Genomic DNA, 21,824 nt, shown 5'->3' with positions numbered 1-21,824 from the left:
AGGGGTGGCGGCGGTGGCGGGCCCGCGGGAACGTCTCATTCTGAGCGCGATCGAGTTGATGCGTGAGTACGGCGTCCACGGGACGGGCCTCAGCGACCTCCTGCAGCGCAGCAGTACCGCCCGTGGTTCGATCTACCAGCATTTTCCGGCCGGGAAAACGGAACTGATGGAGCAGGCGACGCTGGAGGCCGGGCGGATCATCACCGCCAGGATCGAAGAGTTGACGCAGGCATTGCCTGCCGAGGACGTGATCCACGCCTTCATCGGCGGTTGGAAACAGAACTTGATCGACAGTGATTTCACCGGCGGATGTCCGATCGTGGCGGCCGCCCAGGCGGGTCCCGACGCGCTCGCGGTGCGTGAAGCCTCTGCATCAGTGTTTGCTGACTGGGCGCGGGTGATCGGCGCTTCGATCGAATCGAAGGGCGTGGACGCCGGGACTGCGGGCTCGCTCGGCAGCTTCATCGTCAGTTCACTCGAGGGCGCCATCATCCAGTGCCGCAGCGCCCGGTCGCTGCAACCACTCGATGACGCGGGTGCCGGTCTGCTGTTGCTTTTGCGGGGTGTCGGGGCTGACTGAACGTCCCGGTTCAACCTTCGGTGGCCAGCTCGGATCGTGCCCGGTCGATCTGTTCGAACGCATAGTCGGCAATCTCGGTGGTGGTCATGGTGGCGCCGGTCATCGCCAGTGATTGATAGCGTTCGTCGCCGAGAACGTCGCGCAGATGGGCGATTGCGGCGCTGATCTCGGGAAAACTCGGGTATCCGATTGCAGCCGTGGTGAATCCCATGATGGTAGTCGCCGGCTCGTGAATGCCCAGCCGCACAAGCAGCGCCGCGAGCAGCCCAAGCGTGACTCGCATGAGCTCAGTGGTCCCGGAATCGTAGTAGTGCCGGACGGTTTGGGCGATGTAACCAAACGCTTCGGAAAGCTCGCCGCGGTCGGCCGCGAGCCCCGCCAGAAGCCCCGCGATGATGGAAGTCTGCTGCCGGTCGCCGCTTTCGTCGGCGATCACCAGTGCCCGGCGAAGGGCTTCGTACGCCGTAGTGGGATCGGACTCCCGCCGGGCCCAGCCGTATCCGAGCAGCGCCGCGCCCGCCAGGCTGGGATTGTCGGCGGCCGCCGCGGCCGCGGGCAGATTCTCCGACACCGCCATCGCTTCGGCCGCGGCGCCGCAGACGGCCAACGCCACCACCATCACCGACTCGCTGGCGGTGTGGCCGTCCGGACTTCGCGCAATGCTGGCCCGGCACCACTCAACTGCCCGCTCGGGCCGACCCGTCGTGCTGTACCCGGCGGCCACCACACACGAGAACGCGTCGCCCACGTCGTCGAACTCTCCGCTGTCGATCGCCGCCCGGGCGGCGTCGGCGTACTCGTCGAAGTCGTTGAGTCGGCCCAATGCCGCACAGTTCGCAGCCCCCACGTACAACTGCGCCAGCCGCGGATGTCGAGTTGCTCTTGCGAGTGGGATTATCTCCTCGACCCAGGCGATGGGCTCCCATTGCTCGAGGAAGTACCCGAGGAAGATCGACGTCACCGCGATCGTGGCGGCGGTATCGAGGTCGCCGTGATCGGCCACCCATCGGAATGCCGCACGCAGGTTCGGCAGTTCGCCGGAGAACCATGCGTAGGACTCCCGCTGGAGCGGGCTGTCCCACAGGGCAAGCACTTCCGGCTCCAGGTTCGCGAAGTAGCGCGCGTGCGCGGCGCGGACAGCTTGGCCGTCGCCTGATTCGACGAGTTGTTCCTCGGCGAACTGGCGGATCGTCTCCAGCATCGAATAGCGGGTTCGCGCGGATGCTCGGTCGGCCACCAGCAGCGACTTGCGGACCAGGGCATCGAGGAGATCCAAGGTGATGAGTTCGTCGCTGGAGCCCGACACCGCGCACGCTCCCGCCAGATCGAATCCGCCGGAGAACACGGAACACCGTGCCAGCAGGGCCTTTTCATCGCCTTGCAGGAGGTCATAGGACCATTGCACAGCGTGGCGCAGCGTCTGGTGGCGCTCCAACCCGCGCCGTGCTCCGATGAGCAATCGGAAGCGATCATCGAGGCGGTCCCGCACCTCGGCAGCCGTCATCGACCCGGTGCGGGACGCCGCAAGCTCGATCGCCAACGGAATCCCGTCGAGCTTGCGGCAGATCTCGACTACTGCGGCGGCCTCCGCTGGTGCGGTGAACGTGGCGTACGGTGACACCGCTTGCGCCCGATCGATGAACAATGCGGCAGCGGCCGAATTGTTGCCGGCCCGGATATCCAATGACGGTACCGGCCAGAGCTGTTCGTCGTTGAGTCGGAGCCCTTCCCGGCTGGTGGCCAGGATTCCGACGGTGTCGGAATGGGCGAAGATCCGTTCGACCAGGTCCGCCGTGGCGTCAAGGACGTGTTCGCAGTTGTCGAGCACCAGCAGCCGGGATCGGCCTTCCAACGCCACGGCGACACTATCTGAGACGCTCAATCCTGCCTGTTGGGTGATTCCGAGCACGGCTGCGACCTCATCGGGTACGGCTGCCGGGTCTCCGACCGCGGCAAGTTCGATGACGAACACCCCATCCGGGTACCGGTCTGCGGATCGTGAAGCCAACTCCAGTGCGAGACGGGTCTTGCCGACACCGCCGACACCGGTCAACGTCACCACGCGGTGTGCTTTCAGAGTCGTGTCCAACTCGTCGAGTTCGGCCGCGCGGCCGATGAGGCTCGTGCTCGGCGTTCGCAGATTGCCTGGCTGGGCATCGATCGTATTCAACGGTGGGAACTCGGCGCGTAGGCCATCTGCCCGAACCTGGAAAAGCTCAACAGGTTTGGTGATATCGCGGAGCGTGCGGGGGCCAACCGAGATGAGGTCTACGTCGCTCAGCATTTCGGATGTCACTCCGTCGAGCAGGATCTGTCCACCGTGGCCGGCGGCCATGATGCGGGACGCTCGGTTGAGCACGGGTCCGAAGTAGTCGTCGCCGCGCAATTGAGCTTCTCCGGTGGCGATACCCATTCGGACCGGCAGTCCCAACTCCCGCTGCGCGGCCACCGCGGCCTCGACGGCGCCCGCTGGTGAGGTGAAGACAGCGCACACCCCGTCGCCGGTGTGTTTGAATGCCTGTCCTTCATGCTCGGTTATCGTCCGATGCAGCACCTCATCGTGGACCTCGAGCGCCGCCCGCATGGCGTCACGGTCGGACTCCCACCGTCGAGTGGATCCCTCGATATCGGTGAACAGAAACGTGAGGACTCCCGACGGCATGTCTGGGCCGTCCTCAGCGCCGTTCGGTGAATCGCATCGGCGCTCCCCACGCTGGATCCGCTGGGCGTTCTGACATCGTAGGACCGTTGCGCGGGGCCGGACACGACTTTGGCGGTGCGAGCGGTCCCGGTGCTTCTGCAGTCAAACACCTGCTCACGGCCAGCCCGGCGGGTGTAACCCCGACCTAATTGACACCTGTCAAGTGGCGCCGGTTACAGTGCCATCATGCAGATCCGCGAGCATGCCGAGGCCAACCCCGAAAAGCCGGCGATCATCCTCCACCCGACGGGAACCGTCGTCACCTTCGGTGAGCTCGAAGCCCGCGCGAATCGGCTGGCCCACTACTTCCGGCAGCAGGGTCTGCAGGAGGGCGATGTGGTCGCGATCCTCATGGAGAACAACGAGCACATTCATGCGGTGATGTGGGCGGCCCGCCGCAGTGGGCTCTACTACGTGCCGATCAACACGCACCTGACTGCCGCCGAGGCGGCCTACATCATCGACAACAGCGGAGCCAAGGCCATCGTCGGCTCCGCCGTCCTCAAGGACGTCCTGGGCGGCCTGGAGAAGGAGCTGCCCAACGGCTTGCCGGGCACTCTGCTGATTGCCGACGGAGCCGAACCGTCGGCGACAAGCGCCTCCAGCGAACTCGACGGCTGGAAGCGCTACCCGGAGGCCGTCTCGGACCTGCCGAGCACCCCGATCGCCGACGAGATGGACGGCGATCTGCTGCAGTACTCGTCGGGGACGACGGGCCGGCCCAAGGGCATCAAACGTGAACTGCCGCATGTGCCGCCGTCGGAAACCCCCGGCATGATGTCGGCCCTGGTCGGATTCTGGATGCAGCCCGATTCGGTGTACCTCAGCCCGGCGCCGCTCTATCACACCGCACCCTCGGTGTGGTCGATGCAGACCCACGCCGCCGGCATCACCACCGTGGTGCTCGAGAAGTTCGACGCCGAAGGTTGCCTGGACGCCATCCAGAAACACAAGGTCACCCAGGGCCAGTTCGTCCCGGTGATGTTCACCCGGATGCTGAAACTCCCTGAAAGCGTGCGTAATTCGTACGACGTGTCGAGCCTGCGGCGCGTGATGCACGCGGCCGCACCGTGTCCGGTGGAAATCAAGCAGCAGATGATCGACTGGTGGGGGCCCATCGTCGACGAGTACTACGCCTCTTCGGAGGCCATCGGCGCGACGGTGATCTTCGCCGAGGACTGGCTGACGCACCCTGGTTCGGTCGGCAAGCCGATGAACGGCCTGGTGCACATCCTCGACGAGGACGGCAACGAACTGCCCGCCGGTCAGGCCGGCGAGATCTACTTCGAGGGCGGTGCCGATTTCGAATACCTCAACGACGCCGAGAAAACCGCCTCCTCGCGTGAGTCGCACGGTTGGAAGACCGTGGGGGACATCGGCTATGTCGATGAGGACGGCTACCTGTACCTGACGGACCGCCGCCACCACATGATCATCTCGGGTGGGGTCAACATCTACCCGCAGGAAGCCGAGAACATGCTCGTCGTGCACCCGAAGGTGATGGACGCCGCGGTATTCGGCATCCCGGACGACGAGATGGGGCAGAGCGTCAAGGGCGTGGTGCAGACCGTCGACCCGGCCGATGCGACCCCGGAATTCGCCGAGGAACTGCTGGCCTGGCTACGTGACAAGCTGACGCATTACAAGTGCCCGCGGACCATCTCGTTCGAGATCGAACTGCCCCGCACCGATACCGGCAAGCTGTACAAGCAGGAGCTGATAAACAAGTACTCGTGACCGTCCTGGAACTGCCCGCGGGGATCCACGTCGGGGTCGACGCCCCGACCGATGCCGTGACGTTCACGTTGACCGAGCGCCCCAGCACCGACCGGCGAGCGGTCACCGTGGACTCGGTCGAGCAGGCCCTGGCCGAACTCACCGAGCGCTGCCAGGCGTGGCCGCAGGCCGCCGCGGTGTGTGATGACGTGCTGCGTTCGCTCGATCCGGACGGGCCGACCCGCGCCGGGGTGATCACGGAATCGCTGGCCTACTCGACGCTGCAGTCGGGTTCGGAGTTCGCCCGGTGGCTGGCCGAGCGCGGGCCCGCCAACGCGCCGCTGCTGCCGGACCCGGTGCAGGCCCACCGTGACGGGAACACGCTGCACGTCCGCTTCAACCGGCCGCAGCGGCACAACGCGTTCTCCACCGACGCCCGGGGCGCCCTGCTGGAGGCCCTCGAGGTGGCCCGACTGGATCCGTCGGTCGACGAGGTGGTGCTGGCTGGAAACGGCCGATCCTTCTGCAGCGGCGGCGATCTGGCCGAGTTCGGCACATTCACCGACCCGGCCAGCGCCCATCTGGCCCGGACCCGGCACAGCCCGGCCCTGGTCCTCGCTGAACTCACCGAAAGGCTGGGACGGCGCTGCCGCGCCGAGGTGCACGGTCAGGTGCTGGGCAGCGGTCTGGAGATGGCCTCGTTCTGCGGATGGGTACGGTGCCACCCGGACGCCGTCGTCGGCCTGCCGGAACTGGCCCTGGGACTGATTCCCGGCGCGGGCGGCACGGTGAGCATCACGCGACGCATCGGCCGGTGGCGCACCGCGTATCTGGTGCTCTCCGGGCGCACCATCGACGCCGCGACGGCGCAGACGTGGGGCCTCGTAGACGAGGTGGCATAGTGCCAGATGTGAAACAGGGTGGCCCGTACTTCGATGACCTGGTGGTTGGCCAGGTATTCGACACCGCACCGTCTATGACGCTGACCGCCGGTGCGGCCGCGACGCATCAGGCGATCCTCGGCGACCGGTTGCGGCTGGCGCTCGACGCCGACCTCGCCACCGCAGTGACGGGAGAGCCGGGGCCGCTGGCACACCCGGGGTTGGTCTGCGATGTGGCGATCGGTCAGAGCACGCTGGTGACGCAGCGGGTCAAGGCCAACCTGTTCTACCGCGGCCTGGCGTTCCACCGCTGCCCGGTGATCGGGGACACCCTGTATACCCGCACCGAAGTGGTTGGTCTCAAACAGAATTCGACGAAGCCGGGCCGCGCGGCCACCGGTCTGGCCGCCCTGCGGATGACGACCGTCGACCAGCAGGACCGCAAGGTCCTCGACTTCTACCGCTGTGCGATGTTGCCGCTGTCCGGAGATGACGTCGACACCGGACACGCCGACGACCTATCGGCGATCGGGGCCGATACCACCGCGCCGAACCCGACCGCCGGATGGGATGCCGAGGCATTCCGCGCCCGGGTGCCCGGACCGCATTTCGATCCGGGCCTGTCCGGCGCAGTGCTGCACAGCACCGCCGATGTGGTCAGTAGTGCCCCGGAACTGGCCCGGCTGACCTTGAACATTGCTGCCACCCATCATGATTGGCGGGCCGGTGGCCAGCGCCTGGTGTACGGCGGACACACCATCGGGCTCGCGCTGGCCCAGGCCAACCGGTTGTTGCCCAACCTGGTGACCGTGCTGGGCTGGGAGTCCTGCGACCACACCGGTCCGGTGCACGAGGGCGACACCCTGTTCAGTGAGCTGCACGTGGAATCGGCCGATGCCGGGGTGCTGCGGTTGCGCTCGCTGGTGTACGCGGCCGGCGGACCCGACGACCCCGACCGCCAGGTGCTGGACTGGCGGTTCAGCGCGTTGCAGTTCTGATGGCGGAGTTGGCGATTCCGAGGGCCCTGCTGAGGCAGGCCCAGGAGGTCGCCGACGGCTTCACCGCACACACCGGTGTGCCGCTCGATGCCGTCGAACTGCTGACCGGACGCGCCGCGCTGTTGGACATCGCGCCCCGGGGGCAGATCTCGGCGGGTGGGGCGACGCACCTGTTGGCTGCTCGCGACGGATGGTGTGCCCTGACCCTCTCGCGCCCCGACGACATCGCCATGATCCCCGCACTGCTGCAGGATGATTCGGTAGCCGCCGATGCCTGGCCGGCGATCCGGAGGTGGGTGGCGGAAACCAGCGCCGCGACGGTCGCCGAACGCGCTCGCCTGCTCGGGTTGCCGGTCGGCGTGCTGGGCGAAACGCGGCCGGCGCCCCCCTTGGTGCGCTCGCTCGGCCCGGCAGGGCCGGCATCGCTGGCCGGGGTGCTGGTGGCCGATCTGTCGTCGATGTGGGCCGGGCCGCTGTGCGGTCAGCTGCTCGCCCGGGCCGGGGCCACCGTGGTCAAGGTCGAGAGCTGGAGCCGGCCGGACGGCACTCGCGCCGGGGAGCCGGAGTTCTTCGACTGGATGAACGGTGGAAAGCTTTCATACGCCACTGATTTCGACGATCCCAATGGGCTGGGCGCACTGATCGACGCGGCCGATGTGGTGATCGAGGCCTCGCGGCCGGCCGCGCTGGCCCGTCGCGGCCTGGGGCCGGACAGAGTCTCGGACCGGCCAGGGCGGATCTGGCTGCGCATCACCGGTCACGGTACCGGTGGGGACAGGGCCGACTGGGTGGCGTTCGGGGATGATGCCGCGGTATCCGGTGGCCTGGTCGAATACGAAGACGGTGCACCGATGTTCAGCGGCGACGCCATCGCCGACCCTCTCACCGGACTGCACGCCGCCGCTGCGGTGGCGCAATCGCGCGCACGCGGTGGCGGTGAGCTGATCGAGTTCTCGATGGCGGCGGTGGCTGCCGGGTACCGCTCATCGGACGGTGACGGCACCCGGGTGCAGGCGGTCCGGCCCACTCCAGGTGCGGCCGGCCCCGAACTCGGAGCCGACAACGAGGCGGTGCGCCGGTTGGTGGCGGAACGGACCGTGGCCCCATGCTGATTCGTCACGCGACGCTGCTGGACGGAGCGGTGGTCGACATCCGGGTCGGCGAGACCATCGAGCAGGTCGCGGAGTCGCTGTCGCCCGAGCCCGGTGAAGAGGTGCTCGACGCCGCATCGGGTGCCGTGATCCCAGGGCTGCACGATCACCATCTACACGTGCATTCGGCTGCAGCCGAGCAGGATTCGATCCGGGTCGGCCCAGCCGAGGTGGCCGATGAGGCGGCACTGGCGCAGGCGCTGACGGCCGCGGTCGTGGGCAGCGACGGCTGGATCCGGGCCGTCGGCTATCACGAGGCGGTGGCCGGCCCGTTGGACCGGCACCTGCTGGACCGGTTGCTGCCGGGCACCCCGGTGCGGGTGCAGCATCGCAGCGGGGTGATGTGGATGGTGAATTCGCCCGGTCTCGCGGCCCTGGGATTGGGCGATCATCCCGATGGGCGGCTGCGCAGCGCGGACCCGACCTGGTCGGATGCATTGCAGCGGCGTCCCACTCAGATCGCGGAGTTCAGCGCTCGCCTCGCCGGCTATGGCGTCACCGGCGTCACCGATGCGACCCCGGACCTGCAGCCCGCGGACCGCCCCACCGGGATGCGGCAACGCGTGCACTACCTGGCGCCGGGCAAGCGAATCCTGCACGATGACGCACTCGACCTGGACGAGCTGACGGCGTGGATCTCCGAGCGGCACCGTGGCGGTCAACCCGTGGCCGTGCATTGCGTGACGGCTGCCCAACTCGTCGTCACCATCGCCGCGCTACGCGCCGCAGGCAGTCACCCGGCCGACCGGATCGAGCATGCCGCGATGGTGCCCGAGGACTGTATCGACGACCTCGTCTCCCTCGGGATCACGGTGGTGACCCAACCCAATTTCGTCGCGGAGCGCGGCGACCAGTACCACGCGGATGTGCCTGGCGCCGAACACGATCAACTGTGGCGGCTGGCGACTCTGCTGGCCGCCGGGGTGTCGGTGGCGCTGGCCACGGACGCGCCGTTCGGCGCCCCCGACCCATGGGCGGCCATGCGCGCCGCGATGGATCGGCGTACCCCGCACGGTGTGGTGCTGAACCCGGTCGAACGGATCTCGGGGCGTCGCGCGCTGACGCTGTTCCTGGGCAGCGCCACCCAGCCGGCCCGGCCGCGCCGCATCGCCCCCGGCGAGCCTGGCGACCTGTGCCTGCTGGCGGCCTCCCCGCAGAGGGTGGTGGACACGCTCGACGCCGATCTGGTGGCCGCTACCATCATCGCCGGTGCGGTGGTGTTCCGGCGGTGACCCGCGACAGCGTGTGGCGGGTACCCGGCATGCCCGCATTGTTGGCCTGTGCCGCACTGGGATTCGCCGGCTTCTCCCTGCTGCTACCGGTGGCCCCCATGTGGGCCGTGCGGATCGGCGCGGACAACCTCGGGGCCGGAGTGGTCAATGGCCTGCTCATGCTGTGCACCGTCATCGCGCAGTTGTTGGTCGGGCGGTTGTTGCGGCGCGCCGGATGGGCGCTCACGCTGTCGCTCGGGCTGGTACTGCTGGGAGCTCCGGCACTGCTGCACCCGCTGGCCACTTCCCTGTGGCAGGTGTTGGTGCTGGCGGCGTTGCGTGGACTGGGTTTCGGCGTCCTGACGGTCTGCGGTGTCAGCGGTATCGCGGCGCTGATCCCGCAGGAGCGCCGCGGCCGGGCGATCGGAGCGTACGGGTTGGCCATCGCGGCACCGCAGTTCGTGCTCATTCCGCTGGCGCCGTGGCTGGCCGAGCATGTCGGCTATCAGTTGGTGTTCGCGCTGGCCGCCGCCCCGCTACTGGGGCTGCCGCTGGCTTTCGCCCGCCCCGCCCCGATCCTGGCCCACGAGGTGCACTCCGATCGGCTGCACGGTGTCGGCGGGCTGGTCGGGCCGATCGCCGCACTTGTGGTGATCACCGCGGCCGGCGGCGGAATCCTGACCTTCGCCCCGCAACTGGGTGGCGCCACCACCGCATTCGCGGCACTGCTCGGAATGACCGGAACGGCCGCGCTGGCCCGGTGGTGGATCGGGGGCGTCGCCGATCGTCATGGCCCGGCAAGATTCATCGCCCCGATGCTGGGAATCGGTGCGGTCGGCCTTGCGGTGATCGCGATCGGCATCGGAGTCGGCTCGACCCGCGGCGCGGCCGGGGTGATCCTCGGCTGTGTCCTGCTCGGGATCGCCTACGGGGCCCTGCAGAACCTCACCCTGGTGCAGGCGTTCGCCGCGACCGGTGAGCACGCGCGCGGTGCGGTCAGCGTGGCCTGGAACGTCGGATTCGACACCGGTACCGGTCTCGGCTCTCTGGCTGTCGGTGCGCTGGCCACCTCGTTCTCGTTCCCGACAGCATTCGCGGTGATGACGGCCGCGTGTGTGGCGGTTGGGCTGATGTGGGTACTCACCCGCCATGACGGGCAATCAGGCCGCGGCGCCGCTGCTTGACGCGCTGCACGAGTACCACACTTCCAACCGGTACGGGTTCTCGCCGCCAGGGCATCGCCAGGGCCGCGGTGTCGATCGGCGGGTGCTGCAGGTACTGGGTCGAGAGCCGTTCTTCAGCGATGTTCTGGCCAGCGGCGGCCTCGATGACCGACGGATGAGCAATGGCTATCTGAAGCAGGCGGAGGACCTGATGGCCGAGGCCGTGGGAGCGCAGGCGGCCTGGTTTTCGACGTGCGGCAGTTCGCTGTCGGTCAAGGCCGCCATGATGGCGGTGGCCGGGTGCGATGGCAGTCTCCTGCTCAGCCGGGACAGCCACAAGTCTGTGGTGGCCGGCCTGATCTTCTCGGGTCTGGTGCCCCGCTGGATCACCCCGCAATGGGACGCCGAACGCCACCTCTCCCACCCGCCGTCACCGCAACAGGTCGAGGAGGCCTGGCAGCGGCACCCGGATGCCGCCGCCGCGCTGATCGTCAGCCCCAGTCCGTACGGCACCTGCGCCGATATCGAGGGCATCGCCCAGGTCTGCCACCGCCGGGGCAAGCCGCTGATCGTCGATGAGGCTTGGGGCGCGCATCTGCCCTTCCACGAGGATCTGCCGACGTGGGCGATGAACGCGGGCGCCGACGTGTGCGTGGTCAGCGTGCACAAGATGGGAGCCGGTTTCGAGCAGGGCTCGGTGTTTCATCTGCAGGGCGATCTCGTGGACGAGGACCGCCTATCGGCATGTGCGGATCTCCTCATGACGACGAGCCCGAATGTACTGGTGTACAGCGCGATTGACGGCTGGCGTCGGCAGATGGTCGAGCACGGTCACGAGTTGATGGGCGCCGCACTGGATCTGGCTGGGCAGACCCGGCGCGAGATCGAGGAGATCGACGATGTCGAGGTGCTCGACAAGGAGCTACTGGGCAAGCAGGCCTCACACGATCTGGATCGGTTGCAGGTGCTGATCGATGTGGCCGGGACCGGTACGTCGGGCTACCAGGCGGCAGACTGGTTGCGGAAGCGCTGTGAACTCGACCTGGGGATGACCGACCATCGCCGGGTCCTGGCCACCATGTCGTTGGCCGACGGCCCGGATACCGCGGGCCGGCTGGTCGAGGCGCTGAAGCTGTGGCGCAAGGCCGCCTACGATTTCGACCCGCCGCCGCGCGTCGACCTGCCTTCGCCGACGGAGTTGGAGCTGGAGACCGTGGCGTCGCCCCGCGATGCGTTTTTCGGCCGGGTCGAGGATGTTCCGGTGGAGCAGGCGGCCGGCCGGATCTCCGCCGAGCAGATCACCCCGTACCCGCCGGGCATCCCGGCAGTGGTTCCCGGTGAACGGATCAACGAGGCGGTCCTGGATTACCTGCGTACCGGTTTGGCGGCAGGGATGAACGTGCCGGACCCCGCCGATCCTTCGCTGCGCACGGTTCGCGTCGTTGCGTAGGCGGTGCGAAGGTCGGCGACCAGTCCGTCGAAGGCTTCGTCCCGCGTCTGCGACGGCCCGCGCAGCACGGCCGACGGGTGAATCGTCGCCACCAGTGCCGGGTCCCCGTCGGACATCAGGCCGTCGGCACGGAGGATCTCCCCGCGGTGGCGCGAGACCCGAAAGTCGTTTCCCAGCAGGGATTTCGCCGCCGTCGCCCCGAGAAGAAGGACGACCTCCGGGGAGACCGTGTCCAATTCAGCGACGATCCATGGCCGGCATGCCTCCACCTCGGTTCGGCTGGGGGTCTTGTGGATACGGCGTTTACCGCGCTCGTTGGTGGTGAACTTGAAGTGCTTCACGGCGTTGGTGAGATAGAGCTCGTCTCGGTCGATCTCGGCAGCGGTCAGGGCCTTGTCCAGGAGACGGCCGGCCGGACCGACGAAGGGTTCTCCCGCCCGGTCCTCTTGATCGCCCGGCTGCTCGCCGATCAGCATCACCCGTGCAGACGGTCGTCCGGACCCGAAGACAGTCTGGGTGGCGTCGCGATACAGCGGACATCCTTCACAGTGCCGCGCCGCGCTGGCCAGTTCGGACAACTCATGTGTCTCAGGGACGAACGGCGCTGCGCTGTGCATTGCCGTGGAATACCCGATCGACCGTTTGCCACGCGCAAGTGCGGGTATTCGTTGTGATGACAACAGGAGATGATCGACATGACCGGGGCATACGCGGCGAAACGGGTATTGCATCGCAGAAGCAGCCTTGAGGCCGCGGTCCTGGGAATCGGCTGTCGGTTGGCCGTGAAGAACGCGATCCGTGCCTGGGCGTTGCAGCCTGATCTGGCGTGGCCGCTCAGCTCCATCGATCATCTTGTCGGATTGGTCCCGCGGCGCTCGCCGGTGTCGGTGCAGCCCGTGGCACTGCCGAATTGCCGGGCGGAACTGGTGCGCGCACCGGGGACATCGGGGCGTAACGCGATTCTGTACTTGCACGGTGGGGCGTTTCTTACCTGTGGGCTCAACACCCACCGTGCTCTGGCTTCTCGATTGTCGGCTGCGGCAGACGCGCTGGTGCTCAACGTCGGCTACCGGATGTTGCCCGTGTGCGGCCTTGCCGACGCCGTCGAGGATGCCCTGGCCGGGTTGTCCTGGCTTCGGCGGCGAGGCTACGACGCCGAGCGGACAGTGATCGCCGGTGACTCGGCCGGCGGATACCTGGCCTTCGGGACGGCACTCAGGTCGTTGGCCCGCGGTGTGGTGCCGGCGGCTGGTCTGGCCGCGATCTCGCCGTTGATCGATCTCAACCCGGCGCAAAAACTGGCTCACCGCAATGTCTCTCGGTGCTCGATGTTCACCGGTGCGGCGTTGTCGGCATTCGCTCACTGTGTGCGGCGCAGCCAATGTGAGCCCGGCCGGTGTGACGCCGAGCCGTTGATCGACCCGGCCACCGCGGAGCTGGCGGGCATGCCACCGGTCATGATCCATGTGGGCGCGGACGAATTACTCTTGGCGGACTCGGAATTGGTGGCCGACCGGCTGGCCGCTGCGCATGTACCCTGCGAGCTTCACGTCTGGAGCGGCCAGATCCACGACTTCCCGCTCGCCGCCGAGGTCCTGCCGGAAGGCAGGCGGGCCATCGGTTATATCGGCGACTTCGTCAAAGGTGTGACCGCCGCGCCTGCTCAGAGTGCGGCCTGATCGATCTGCCGGAGTTTCCCGCGGCGGTGCCGTGGGCATTCCACCACCATGAGCGATATCGAAAATGGCCCGGACGACACTCTGTCGCCGAGTGAGTCGACCGATTCCGACGAAGTCGCCAATGCCGACGGCGACGATGTGGTCGATCCGCCGGAGCAGTTGCACGGTGCTGACCGTGCGGGCGAGCCGGAATCGCTCGAGCGCAAGCTGGAGGCGGAGCGGCCCGACAAGCCGGCCGGGCCGGGGCCTGCGCGCGACGTCGACGAGGCGATCGTCGAGCCTGACGGCTTCCGGATCGTGAGCCCCGACGACGAGCCTCAGGACGAGTGACGAAATCGACCCGGGCGGTGGAGTATTCCGTCAGCCGGCCTGGCGCTGCAGGGTGACAGAGGCGGTGTTGGCATCGGCGTGGGTGGCGATGCCGCTGCCCTTCGCCGTGACGGCCAGCGCCGTGCGGTCCCCGCGGAACAGGTCGCGGGAGAACTCGCACGGGGAACCGTTCTGGTCGTAGGTGACCCGCGTGATCAACAGCAGTGCCGCCTTGGGCTTGATGCCGAGCAGGGTGGCTTCATTGCTGGTGGCGTTGACTGCCTCGATCCGCTCATCGGCCCGGCCGGTGACCAAACCGTATCGGGATTGCAGGATTTCGTAGAGTGACCCACCCAACTGCTGGTCGAGCAGGCCGGGGAACGCGTCTGCGGGGAACTGGGCGTGTTCGAGCGAGATAGGCGAGCCGTCGGCCAGGCGGACGCGCTGGATCTCGATGACGTAATCGCCTGCACCCAGCCGCAGCGCGCTCCGGGTGGCGTCGTCGGGGGTGGTGATGCGCGTCGAGAGCACCCGGGTGCCCGCGACGTAACCCTGGTTGGCCAGGAAGGCGGGCACACCGACCACATCGGAGAGATGCCGCTCCACCTGGCCGTGGCTGATGAAGATGCCGCCGGCCCGGCCGATCACCCGGTGCACCATCCCGGCTTCTTCCAGCGCGGCCAGCACCTGGCGCAGGCTGGAGCGACTGGTGCCGTAGCGTTCGGCCAGGTCACGCTCGCTGCCGAGTTTGGCGCCGGGGGTGCCCGCGTTGATGTCGGCGACGATGTGCCTGCGCAACTCTTCGCTGTGAACTGCCACCCCGGCCCCCTGCCCGTGTATTGGTCCAGCCAATTCTATCCAGGTTGAACTAGAGTTCAGCGATCGCCATGTGCGATTCGGGCAGAATCTGTCCGCCGTCCACGACCAGCGACTGTCCGGTGATGTAGGCGGCCTCGTCGGTGGCGAAGAACAACGCCGCGTTACCGATGTCGGCGACCGAACCGAGGCGACCGGCAGGCACTGCCGAGGCCATTTGGTTGAGGTAATCGGGGCCCATTTCATCGAGGCCCTCGGTGACGATGTTGCCGGGCAGGACGGCGTTGACGGTGATTTTCTTCGGTGCCAGTTCCATCGCCGCGGTGCGCAGGAAGCCCAGCTGGGCAGCCTTGGATGCACCGTAGTGCGACCAACCGGGGTATCCGGTGATCGGGCCGGTGATGGACGAAGTGATGACGACGCGTCCATGGCCGCTGGCGGTCAGTGCCGTGAGGGCGGCTTGCACGATATAGACGGTGCCCTTGAAGTTCACCGCGAGGACCTGGTCGATGTCGTCGGGGGTCAGGTCTTCCAGGCGTCCGGACGGGAAGATGCCGGCGTTGGCGCAGACGATGTCCAGGCCGCCGTGCCGTTCGACGGCGGCGTCGACCACCTGCCGGGCGTCTTCGGGGCTGGTCACGTCGGCGCGTAGGGCGCTGACCCGGCCCGGGGTGCCGGCGAGCGCCGAGACCGTCTCATCGAGGTCGGTCTGGTTGCGACCGGTGATCAAGACGTCCACGCCGGCATTTGCGAAAGTCTGGGCGATGCCGCGGCCGATGCCCTTGCTGCCGCCGGTGACGATGGCCGAGCGGCCCTGAAGCGATGCGAACATGGTTGGGATCCTTTGAGAGTCAGGTCAAGGTGAGGCCGTTGGAGCGCAGATAGCGCTCGGCGAGTTCACAGCTACCCGCGGCATAGCTTATGGCCTTGGTGGCCGATTCCCTGGAGTGGCTGTGGCTGCCCATCCAGGCCAGCAGCAACAGCCTGCGCAGCAGCACGAACGAGGCCAGCATGTCCTCGTCGGAGGCCGGCAGGTCGCGTCGCGTGCGGTAGCCGCTCACCCAGGCGTCCTGCCATTCCGGCAGGGCTGGGTCGTGTTCGATGAACGATACGGCGGTGCCGAAATCATAGAAATGCCAACCGAATCCACAGTCATCGAAGTCGATGACGGTGATGTTGGGAGTTCCTGCGGGGTCAGGGTCCACCAACAGGTTGGCCAGCCGCAGATCGGCGTGGATGAGCCCGTAGACGTCGGAGCCGGTGCCGTACGCCTGCAGTCGGTCGTGCAGCAGCGCCTGGGCGCGTTCGAGCACCTGTTGCTCGGCCGGGCCGACGCCTTCGGCATCGTGCCAGCGGCCCCAGCGCGGTTTCGCGCCGAGGCTGTGCTCCCAGTCCCACGAGAACCGGCCGAACCCGGCCGGGCGTTCCCACCGCTGCGAATGGTCGTGCAGCGCAGCGGTGATCCGGCCCAGCGTGTGGAAATCGTCGAGGGTCAACGACCCTTCGTCGGGTTCGGCCCCGGCGACCATGCCGAAATGTACGACATGCCGGGCGATTCCGCCGGTCTCCTCGCCCTGGACAGTGACCAGCCGCCGACCGTCAGTGGCCGGCAGCACCGAGGGCACCGTGACGTCACTGTCGGTCTGAAGTGCCTGCAGCCAGTCCAGTTCGGACTCGATCTCGTGGGGGCGGTGGTAGTCCTGCCGGTGCACTCGAAGGATGGACCGGGTGCTGCCGTCCTCGACGAGATACGTGGCATTCTCGGACAGGTTCAGCAACCGCAGGGTCGCGTCCGTCCCGATGTCGTACTGGCGTAACGCCAGTTGTGCGACATCGATCTCGTCGGTGATGACCATTAGTGATCCCGTCCTTCGATACTGTCGAGCACTGCAGTGATCCGGTCCCGTGCCACCGTGACATCCGCGGTGCTGCCACCGATGTAGAGCCTTCCAGCAGCGCCGATCATCTGCACGTCGACCACAGTAAGCCCGGGTGCGGCGCGCTCCGCCTCATTGGCCGCGACCGCCGCGAACAGCGCCGGGGTCATCTCGTACACCAGCAGTGACTGCCCGGGCAGGATCATCGATGCCTGCCGGTTGCGGTTGAGGATCACCGCGTGCTGATCGGTGATGTTCTCGATGATGTCGTGGTAGAGGACCCGCGGCCGCAACTGGTCAGATGCCTTGTTGCCGGTGCCGGCCAGGATCGCCTCGCCGGCCCGCCGGACATCGTCCAGATTGGCCGAGTGGATCTCCAGGACGCCGAACTGGCGCTCCACGTACAGGATTCCGGGCTGTATGCCGGGGACTTCACGCAGGGCCAGATCGATCACCCGCTCGATGGCCAGGGCGGGGGATACCTCGACGATGAGCGCATGCTCACCCTCGTACGGCGGGTATCCCCGCGCCCGGGTCGGCGTTCCGAGGTACGCAGCGAACTGGCGCTGCAGATCCTCCACCAACAGGTAGACGCGGATCTGGGTGCGAATCCGCGTGCTCTCCTCCGCTTTGGTAGGCATGGCTACTTGCTGGCGACCGAGAAGTGCGCGCCGAGCTCGTTGTGCGGACGCGGGATGACGTGCACGCTGACCAGTTCGCCCACCTGCGAGGCAGTCTCGGCGCCGGCCTCGGTGGCGGCCTTGACCGCACCCACCTCACCGGTGACGATCACGGCGACCAGGCCGTCGCCGACCTGCTGCCGATCGGTGATGGTGACGTTGGCGGCCTTCACCATGGCATCGGCGGCGGCCAGCGCAGCCACGAAGCCCTTGGTTTCGATCAATCCGATTGCGTTGCTGGACATAGTTGTTTCTCCTTGTTTGTTGGGTTCGGTATCAGGGTTGGGTGTCTGAATTGATATCGATGGATCCGATGATGAGGGCGTCGACGGGCGGCGGGGTTCCGGTGAACCAACCCGAAGCCACCGAGCCCTGGGACACGAGGACGTGCTCGCCCACGCCGGTGCCCAGGACATCGAAGGCGATCAGCTTCGATCCGGTGCCGTCGACCTCGACCTCGAGGAAGGCGCCCGCGGGGATACCGTCGATGCGTCGGGTCGACCACACGTTGCCGGTGACAGTCGCTGCTAGCACTTTGGCTCCTTTTCAATCTTGATTCCCAAGGTGCGGGCCTTCTCCCGGGCCAGCGGGGTGAGCACCGCCTTGCGACCGAGCACGAGCGTGCCGCCGGCCATGTCGGCGATCTGACGTTCGGTGACCGCGCCGCTGTCGATGCGCCTGCTGGCCCCGCCACCCGACGTGCGGGATGCTCCGGCCAACCGGAAGCTGAGCCGGCCGGCCTTCAGGTCAGCGCGTGTCTTGGGGCTTTCGAAGAGACGCAACAACTTCCGGACGAAGGTGTCGAGGTCCCTGTCGTTGCCCAGCTGCACGGTCTCGGTGCGGTTCTTGCCGTCGACGGCGCGGGGCCCGGTGGGCTCCACACCGAACTGGGCCGCGACTGTAGGTGGCACTTTTGGAGCCGGAGCCGGTGGTGGGGGGACAGCCACCGGCCCCGGAGTCTTGGCGGCGGCGCCGGCATCCCGGACGGCCTCCCGCACCACCTCGCGCACCAGGGCGCGCAGCTCGTCACGGTTCATGCCGTGGCCCTGGCGAGCGCGTCCTGGGCGGCCTGGGCCGCGGTGCGGATGTCGGCTTCGGTACCGGACAGGTAGACGCGGCCGGTGGCGCCGATCATCCGGAAGTCGACCACCTTGATGTCGGCGGCCTTCTCGGCCTCGTTGGTGGCCAGGATGGCGTACGACGCGGGCTGAACCTCCAGCACGAACAACGACTCACCCGGCAGCACCATCGACCCGATCTTGTTGCGGTTGATCAGGAACGCGTGCTGATGGTCGACACTGGAGATGATCCGCGAGGCCAGCACATTCGGTGCCACAGCGCTTCCGGTGTCGCCGCCCAGCTCATCGAGCGCGGCGTCGGCAGCGGCCTTGACGGCCCCGGTCTCGCCGTGGAACTCCAGGTAGCCGAATTGCCTTTCGACGACCAGGATTCCAGCCTTGACCTCGGCGTGTTTGAGGGCGACGTCGGTGACGCCCTCGATGTCCAGACCGGGAGCCACCTCGATGATCTGGGCGGCCTGATTGGCCCTGGGCAGGGCACCTTTGATCCAGGTACCCAGATATGACATGGTCTGCGGTTGCAGCCGGTCGATGAAAATGAAGGAACGAAGTTCAGCCACAGCCCTACCTCTTGATCAGTTGTGCGAGTTCTTCGACGACCAGTGCGCGCAGTTCGGCGCGCAGCGTGTCCAGCCCGGGATCCGACGACCGGTTGGCGGTCGGGTACGAACGGCGCGGCGTGACGGGCACGCCGTCGCGGTCGTTGGAGGCGCGGGGATATTCGGGCACCGGACCGGCCGGGGAGTGCCACGGGTTGATGCCCGCGAAATTGCCCATCGGTACCCCGGCGTCGCTGTTGTAGGCGACACGGGCCCAGTTGATCAGGTTCTGCGGCTGCAGGTTCTCCCCGATCGAACTGCGGCCGACGAACCCGGTGCCGATGGTCATCGACGGTGCCAGGTTGGTGTCCAGCCCCGAGCTGCCGGTGGAGTTGCCGACGTTGACCGATACCCGCAGTACGGGGACCTGCGCGGCGAATTCGGTGATGACCGAGGGGTTCTCGCTGTGGATGGCGGCGGAATGCCCGGCCCCGCCGATCCGTACCACGGCCCGGGCCGCCCGGATGCCCCGTGCCGCGTCTGCAGCGGTGGTCATGCCGAGCACCGGGGACAGCTTCTCGTGGGCGAGCATCTCCTCGGTGATCACGTCGTCGAACGGCGCGATCAGCACGCGGGTCTTGGGGGTCACCCGTAGACCGGCCTGCCCCGCGATCCACGCGGCGTCCCGTCCGACCACATCGGTATTGAGGTGGCCGTCGGCGAACATGTAGGCCCGCAGCCGCTTGGCGCCGTCCTCGTCGAGGATGTGCGCCCCGGCCCGGGTCAGCGCCGAGCGCAGCTTGTCGGCGATGGCCTCTTCGACGATCAGCACCGACTCGTTGGTGCACAGCACCGAGTTGTCGAATGCCTTGCTGTCCACGATCCGCTTGGCGGCGGCGTTGATGTCCGCACTGGCGTCGACGAACACGGGGACGTTGCCCGGGCCGACCCCGAGTGCGGGGTTGCCCGACGAGTACGCGGCACGGACCACGCCGGTGCCACCCGTGGCGACGATGACGTCGGTGCGTTCGTCGGCCATGAGCGCCTGGACCAGCGGAATCGACGGCTCGTCGACGACCTGCACGATGCCGTCGGGTGCGCCGGCCGCGACGGCGGCCTCGGCGAGCACACGGGCGGCGTCGGCCGAGCACTGCTTGGCCCGCGGATGTGGCGCGACGACGACGGCGTTGCGCGTCATCAGCGCCAGGATCACCTTGAAATACACCGTGGCAACGGGATTGGTGGTCGGCGTCAGTGCCAGCACCACACCCGCGGGCCGGGGCAGTTCGACGATCTTGCGGGCATCGTCTATCCGGGGAGACACATAATCTTCTCCCCGGTAGTAGTCGACAATGCCCCGGGAGCAGGCCCGGTTCTTGGTGACCTTGTCGGCCACCACACCCATGCCGGTCTCGGCGACCGCCTCGGCGGCAAAGCGTTCGGCCTCGGCGTAGCCGGCCTCGGCCACCGCGTTGACGATGTTGCTCACCGCGGCTGCGTCGTAGTCGGCGTAGGCCGCGGCGGCCCACCTGGCCCGTTCGAGCATGTGGCCGGCCTGTGCAGTACTGGTCATACCGTGTTGGTTTTCCATCGCTTCGCTCACCCGTTCTTCCGTCCGATGGCGGCGGTCTTGGCCCGGCTCACCGCTACTTCGAGGCGGTCCAGGACGTCTTCGCACAGCTCGCGCGAGAGCAGGAGACCCGGTTTGAACTGCAGCACACGGGGATCCAGTGTCGAGAAGATCGCCCAGACCCCGTTCTGGTAGAGCTCGCGCATCACGAACTTGGCGCCCTCGGGATGGTCGAACTCCAGGCCGATCACCACACCGTTCTGCCGGATTCCGACGAACCAGTCCGGGTGGTCGGCCTGGATGCGGCGCAGGCCCTGGTCGAAGATGTCGGAGATGTAGTGGACCATCGAGCGCACCTCGGGTCGGGTACAGATCTCCAGGGTCTTGATCGCCGCGACACAACCGAGTTCGGCGCCACCGAAGGTGGAGATGTGGCCGAAGCCGTCCTCATCGAGCCACTGCGCTGCGCGATCGCCGAGGAGGGCCGCGGTGATCGGGTACATGCCGCCGGACAGGCCCTTGCCGGTGACCAGGATGTCGGGTTCGATGCCGTGTTTCGTGATGGCCCACAGTTCACCGGTGCGCATCAGACCGGTCTGCACCTCGTCGGCGATGTAGAGCGTGCCGTGCTTCTCGGTGGCGGCCTTGACCGCCTCCAGGTATCCCGGTGCGGGAAGGGGGAATCCGTAGGTGGCCGGGATGGTCTCCATGATCACCGCGGCGACATCGCCGGGAGCCAGCACCTTCTCCATCGCGGCGATGTCGTTGAACGGCACCTGCAGGAACTCATCGGGCTGGTCGGCCAGGAAGAACTTGGCGAACCTGTCGTCGCCGGTGGCCACCGCCAGGCCCGTGTGGCCGTGATAGGCCTTGACGATCGAGACGATCTTGCGGCGCTTGGTGGCGTGCCGGGCGCTCTTGAGCGCGATGTCGATGGCCTCGCCGCCACCTGACCCGAACGCGACCTTCTTGATCGACGCCGGGGCCGTCTCGACCAGGCGCTGCGCCAGGGCGGTACGGGCCACCGAGGGGAAGTGGTGGTTACCGACGTCGAAGTGCTGCATGCCTTCGGTAATCGCCTGCATCACTTCGGGATTACGGTGACCGAGGTTGTAGGTGCCGCCGTTGAGGTGCATGTCGATGAGACGACGCTGCTCCATGTCCCAAAGGAAGTAGCCTTCCCTGCGGTCGATCACCAGATCGACACCCGTATCGGTCCAGAACTGCGTCTTGTCTGGATTCCAGAACGTCTTCGCCCTATCCAGCACTTCGGCTTTGGATTCGAACGTGAACGTGCCGTAGTCGTACATGCGGCTCCCTTGAGTAGCTACCCGGTAGCTGTGATGGCCCTCACCGTAAACGGTCGCAACCATTTATGTCAATGGTTGCGAGTAGCGCTTGCGAACCGCTTTTGGTCGTGCCAA

General features: G+C 67.3%; 22 protein-coding genes. 10 read left to right on the top strand and 12 right to left on the bottom strand.

What is annotated here, in order from left to right; all coding sequences use genetic code 11:
• The first annotated feature begins 4 nt into the window (after positions 1 to 4).
• On the top strand, positions 5 to 580 hold the full coding sequence (locus AB0876_RS06625) for a TetR/AcrR family transcriptional regulator (protein WP_491841952.1): 576 nt from the start codon (positions 5 to 7) through the stop codon (positions 578 to 580).
• Between the two features lie 10 nt (positions 581 to 590).
• Here the strand turns inward: AB0876_RS06625 and AB0876_RS06620 are convergent, their stop codons facing one another.
• On the bottom strand, positions 591 to 3,242 hold the full coding sequence (locus AB0876_RS06620; RefSeq protein ID WP_526041535.1) for an ATP-binding protein: 2,652 nt from the start codon (positions 3,240 to 3,242) through the stop codon (positions 591 to 593).
• A 225-nt stretch (positions 3,243 to 3,467) separates the two neighbouring features.
• On the opposite strand from AB0876_RS06620, the gene fadD4 reads away from it, so the two are divergent.
• From fadD4 to AB0876_RS06585, 7 genes are all read left to right on the top strand, one after another.
• Positions 3,468 to 5,018: a fatty-acid--CoA ligase FadD4 gene (gene fadD4 / locus AB0876_RS06615; protein WP_491841954.1), complete on the top strand. Its 1,551-nt coding sequence runs from the start codon at positions 3,468 to 3,470 to the stop codon at positions 5,016 to 5,018.
• Positions 5,015 to 5,899 carry an enoyl-CoA hydratase/isomerase family protein gene (locus AB0876_RS06610; RefSeq protein WP_491841955.1) on the top strand — a complete coding sequence of 295 codons (885 nt, stop codon included), beginning with the start codon at positions 5,015 to 5,017 and terminating at the stop codon, positions 5,897 to 5,899. The genes fadD4 and AB0876_RS06610 overlap by 4 nt, the downstream gene beginning before the upstream one ends.
• Positions 5,900 to 5,973: 74 nt before the next feature.
• A complete protein-coding gene (locus AB0876_RS06605) occupies positions 5,974 to 6,876 on the top strand; it encodes a hotdog family protein (RefSeq protein WP_491842014.1) in 903 nt (300 codons plus the stop codon).
• A complete protein-coding gene (locus tag AB0876_RS06600; protein ID WP_491841956.1) occupies positions 6,876 to 7,988 on the top strand; it encodes a CoA transferase in 1,113 nt (370 codons plus the stop codon). Before AB0876_RS06605 ends, AB0876_RS06600 begins: the two co-directional genes overlap by 1 nt.
• Entirely contained in the window at positions 7,982 to 9,259 is a 1,278-nt protein-coding gene (locus AB0876_RS06595) for an amidohydrolase family protein (RefSeq protein ID WP_491841957.1), read from the top strand. Before AB0876_RS06600 ends, AB0876_RS06595 begins: the two co-directional genes overlap by 7 nt.
• Positions 9,256 to 10,422: an MFS transporter gene (locus AB0876_RS06590; RefSeq protein WP_491841958.1), complete on the top strand. Its 1,167-nt coding sequence runs from the start codon at positions 9,256 to 9,258 to the stop codon at positions 10,420 to 10,422. Before AB0876_RS06595 ends, AB0876_RS06590 begins: the two co-directional genes overlap by 4 nt.
• Positions 10,388 to 11,851, top strand: coding sequence for an aminotransferase class I/II-fold pyridoxal phosphate-dependent enzyme (locus tag AB0876_RS06585; RefSeq protein ID WP_491841959.1), 1,464 nt, complete (start codon positions 10,388 to 10,390; stop codon positions 11,849 to 11,851). The genes AB0876_RS06590 and AB0876_RS06585 overlap by 35 nt, the downstream gene beginning before the upstream one ends.
• Here AB0876_RS06585 and AB0876_RS06580 read toward each other — a convergent pair.
• The gene (locus tag AB0876_RS06580; RefSeq protein ID WP_491841960.1) at positions 11,767 to 12,468 is read right to left on the bottom strand and encodes a UdgX family uracil-DNA binding protein; all 702 of its coding nucleotides are present in this window, start codon (positions 12,466 to 12,468) and stop codon (positions 11,767 to 11,769) included. The two genes, AB0876_RS06585 and AB0876_RS06580, sit on opposite strands and share 85 nt — an antisense overlap.
• A 69-nt stretch (positions 12,469 to 12,537) precedes the next feature.
• Here AB0876_RS06580 and AB0876_RS06575 point away from each other — a divergent pair, with 69 nt between their 5' ends.
• The gene (locus AB0876_RS06575; protein WP_526041534.1) at positions 12,538 to 13,530 is read left to right on the top strand and encodes an alpha/beta hydrolase; all 993 of its coding nucleotides are present in this window, start codon (positions 12,538 to 12,540) and stop codon (positions 13,528 to 13,530) included.
• A 48-nt stretch (positions 13,531 to 13,578) separates the two neighbouring features.
• Positions 13,579 to 13,860, top strand: coding sequence for a hypothetical protein (locus AB0876_RS06570; RefSeq protein ID WP_526041533.1), 282 nt, complete (start codon positions 13,579 to 13,581; stop codon positions 13,858 to 13,860).
• 30 nt (positions 13,861 to 13,890) lie between these two features.
• On the opposite strand, the gene AB0876_RS06565 is transcribed toward AB0876_RS06570, so the two are convergent.
• Genes AB0876_RS06565 through AB0876_RS06520 form a run of 10 tightly spaced genes read right to left on the bottom strand, consistent with a single transcriptional unit; the run spans position 13,891 to position 21,710 of the window.
• A complete protein-coding gene (locus tag AB0876_RS06565) occupies positions 13,891 to 14,658 on the bottom strand; it encodes a GntR family transcriptional regulator (RefSeq protein WP_064913153.1) in 768 nt (255 codons plus the stop codon).
• A 49-nt stretch (positions 14,659 to 14,707) separates the two neighbouring features.
• Complete coding sequence (gene fabG, locus AB0876_RS06560) at positions 14,708 to 15,487, bottom strand: 3-oxoacyl-ACP reductase FabG (protein ID WP_526041532.1); 780 nt, start codon at positions 15,485 to 15,487, stop codon at positions 14,708 to 14,710.
• A gap of 19 nt (positions 15,488 to 15,506) precedes the next feature.
• Complete coding sequence (locus tag AB0876_RS06555; protein WP_491841964.1) at positions 15,507 to 16,511, bottom strand: phosphotransferase enzyme family protein; 1,005 nt, start codon at positions 16,509 to 16,511, stop codon at positions 15,507 to 15,509.
• A complete protein-coding gene (locus AB0876_RS06550) occupies positions 16,511 to 17,173 on the bottom strand; it encodes a hypothetical protein (RefSeq protein WP_055119561.1) in 663 nt (220 codons plus the stop codon). The genes AB0876_RS06555 and AB0876_RS06550 overlap by 1 nt, the downstream gene beginning before the upstream one ends.
• A gap of 2 nt (positions 17,174 to 17,175) precedes the next feature.
• Positions 17,176 to 17,457 carry a BMC domain-containing protein gene (locus tag AB0876_RS06545; RefSeq protein ID WP_019347921.1) on the bottom strand — a complete coding sequence of 94 codons (282 nt, stop codon included), beginning with the start codon at positions 17,455 to 17,457 and terminating at the stop codon, positions 17,176 to 17,178.
• 31 nt (positions 17,458 to 17,488) lie between these two features.
• Positions 17,489 to 17,746, bottom strand: coding sequence for a EutN/CcmL family microcompartment protein (locus AB0876_RS06540; RefSeq protein ID WP_491841965.1), 258 nt, complete (start codon positions 17,744 to 17,746; stop codon positions 17,489 to 17,491).
• On the bottom strand, positions 17,740 to 18,249 hold the full coding sequence (locus AB0876_RS06535; RefSeq protein WP_526041531.1) for a hypothetical protein: 510 nt from the start codon (positions 18,247 to 18,249) through the stop codon (positions 17,740 to 17,742). The genes AB0876_RS06540 and AB0876_RS06535 overlap by 7 nt, the downstream gene beginning before the upstream one ends.
• On the bottom strand, positions 18,246 to 18,851 hold the full coding sequence (locus AB0876_RS06530) for a BMC domain-containing protein (protein WP_491841967.1): 606 nt from the start codon (positions 18,849 to 18,851) through the stop codon (positions 18,246 to 18,248). The genes AB0876_RS06535 and AB0876_RS06530 overlap by 4 nt, the downstream gene beginning before the upstream one ends.
• A 4-nt stretch (positions 18,852 to 18,855) precedes the next feature.
• Positions 18,856 to 20,403 carry an aldehyde dehydrogenase family protein gene (locus AB0876_RS06525; RefSeq protein ID WP_491841968.1) on the bottom strand — a complete coding sequence of 516 codons (1,548 nt, stop codon included), beginning with the start codon at positions 20,401 to 20,403 and terminating at the stop codon, positions 18,856 to 18,858.
• 26 nt (positions 20,404 to 20,429) lie between these two features.
• Entirely contained in the window at positions 20,430 to 21,710 is a 1,281-nt protein-coding gene (locus AB0876_RS06520) for a class-III pyridoxal-phosphate-dependent aminotransferase (protein WP_491842015.1), read from the bottom strand.
• Between the last annotated feature and the right edge of the window lie 114 nt (positions 21,711 to 21,824).

It is taken from the genome of Mycobacterium sp. NPDC049093 (assembly GCF_040704635.1).
In the GTDB taxonomy this organism is placed as follows: Bacteria; Actinomycetota; Actinomycetes; order Mycobacteriales; family Mycobacteriaceae; genus Mycobacterium.
The sequence above is the reverse complement of the archived record's forward strand: the minus strand, read 5'-3'. Positions and strand labels throughout refer to the sequence as shown.

Excerpts from the sequence above, each read along its gene's own strand:
- AB0876_RS06600 (WP_491841956.1), top strand. The coding sequence starts at position 6,876 with ATGGCGGAGTTGGCGATTCCGAGGGCCCTGCTGAGGCAGGCCCAGGAG.
- AB0876_RS06550 (WP_055119561.1), bottom strand. The coding sequence starts at position 17,173 with ATGCCTACCAAAGCGGAGGAGAGCACGCGGATTCGCACCCAGATCCGC.
- AB0876_RS06520 (WP_491842015.1), bottom strand. The coding sequence starts at position 21,710 with ATGTACGACTACGGCACGTTCACGTTCGAATCCAAAGCCGAAGTGCTG.
- AB0876_RS06570 (WP_526041533.1), top strand. The coding sequence starts at position 13,579 with ATGAGCGATATCGAAAATGGCCCGGACGACACTCTGTCGCCGAGTGAG.
- fabG (WP_526041532.1), bottom strand. The coding sequence starts at position 15,487 with ATGTTCGCATCGCTTCAGGGCCGCTCGGCCATCGTCACCGGCGGCAGC.
- AB0876_RS06555 (WP_491841964.1), bottom strand. The coding sequence starts at position 16,511 with ATGGTCATCACCGACGAGATCGATGTCGCACAACTGGCGTTACGCCAG.
- AB0876_RS06605 (WP_491842014.1), top strand. The coding sequence starts at position 5,974 with ATGACGCTGACCGCCGGTGCGGCCGCGACGCATCAGGCGATCCTCGGC.
- AB0876_RS06595 (WP_491841957.1), top strand. The coding sequence starts at position 7,982 with ATGCTGATTCGTCACGCGACGCTGCTGGACGGAGCGGTGGTCGACATC.
- AB0876_RS06620 (WP_526041535.1), bottom strand. The coding sequence starts at position 3,242 with ATGCCGTCGGGAGTCCTCACGTTTCTGTTCACCGATATCGAGGGATCC.
- AB0876_RS06585 (WP_491841959.1), top strand. The coding sequence starts at position 10,388 with ATGACGGGCAATCAGGCCGCGGCGCCGCTGCTTGACGCGCTGCACGAG.
- AB0876_RS06545 (WP_019347921.1), bottom strand. The coding sequence starts at position 17,457 with ATGTCCAGCAACGCAATCGGATTGATCGAAACCAAGGGCTTCGTGGCT.
- AB0876_RS06575 (WP_526041534.1), top strand. The coding sequence starts at position 12,538 with ATGATCGACATGACCGGGGCATACGCGGCGAAACGGGTATTGCATCGC.
- AB0876_RS06525 (WP_491841968.1), bottom strand. The coding sequence starts at position 20,403 with ATGACCAGTACTGCACAGGCCGGCCACATGCTCGAACGGGCCAGGTGG.
- AB0876_RS06580 (WP_491841960.1), bottom strand. The coding sequence starts at position 12,468 with ATGCACAGCGCAGCGCCGTTCGTCCCTGAGACACATGAGTTGTCCGAA.
- AB0876_RS06535 (WP_526041531.1), bottom strand. The coding sequence starts at position 18,249 with ATGAACCGTGACGAGCTGCGCGCCCTGGTGCGCGAGGTGGTGCGGGAG.
- fadD4 (WP_491841954.1), top strand. The coding sequence starts at position 3,468 with ATGCAGATCCGCGAGCATGCCGAGGCCAACCCCGAAAAGCCGGCGATC.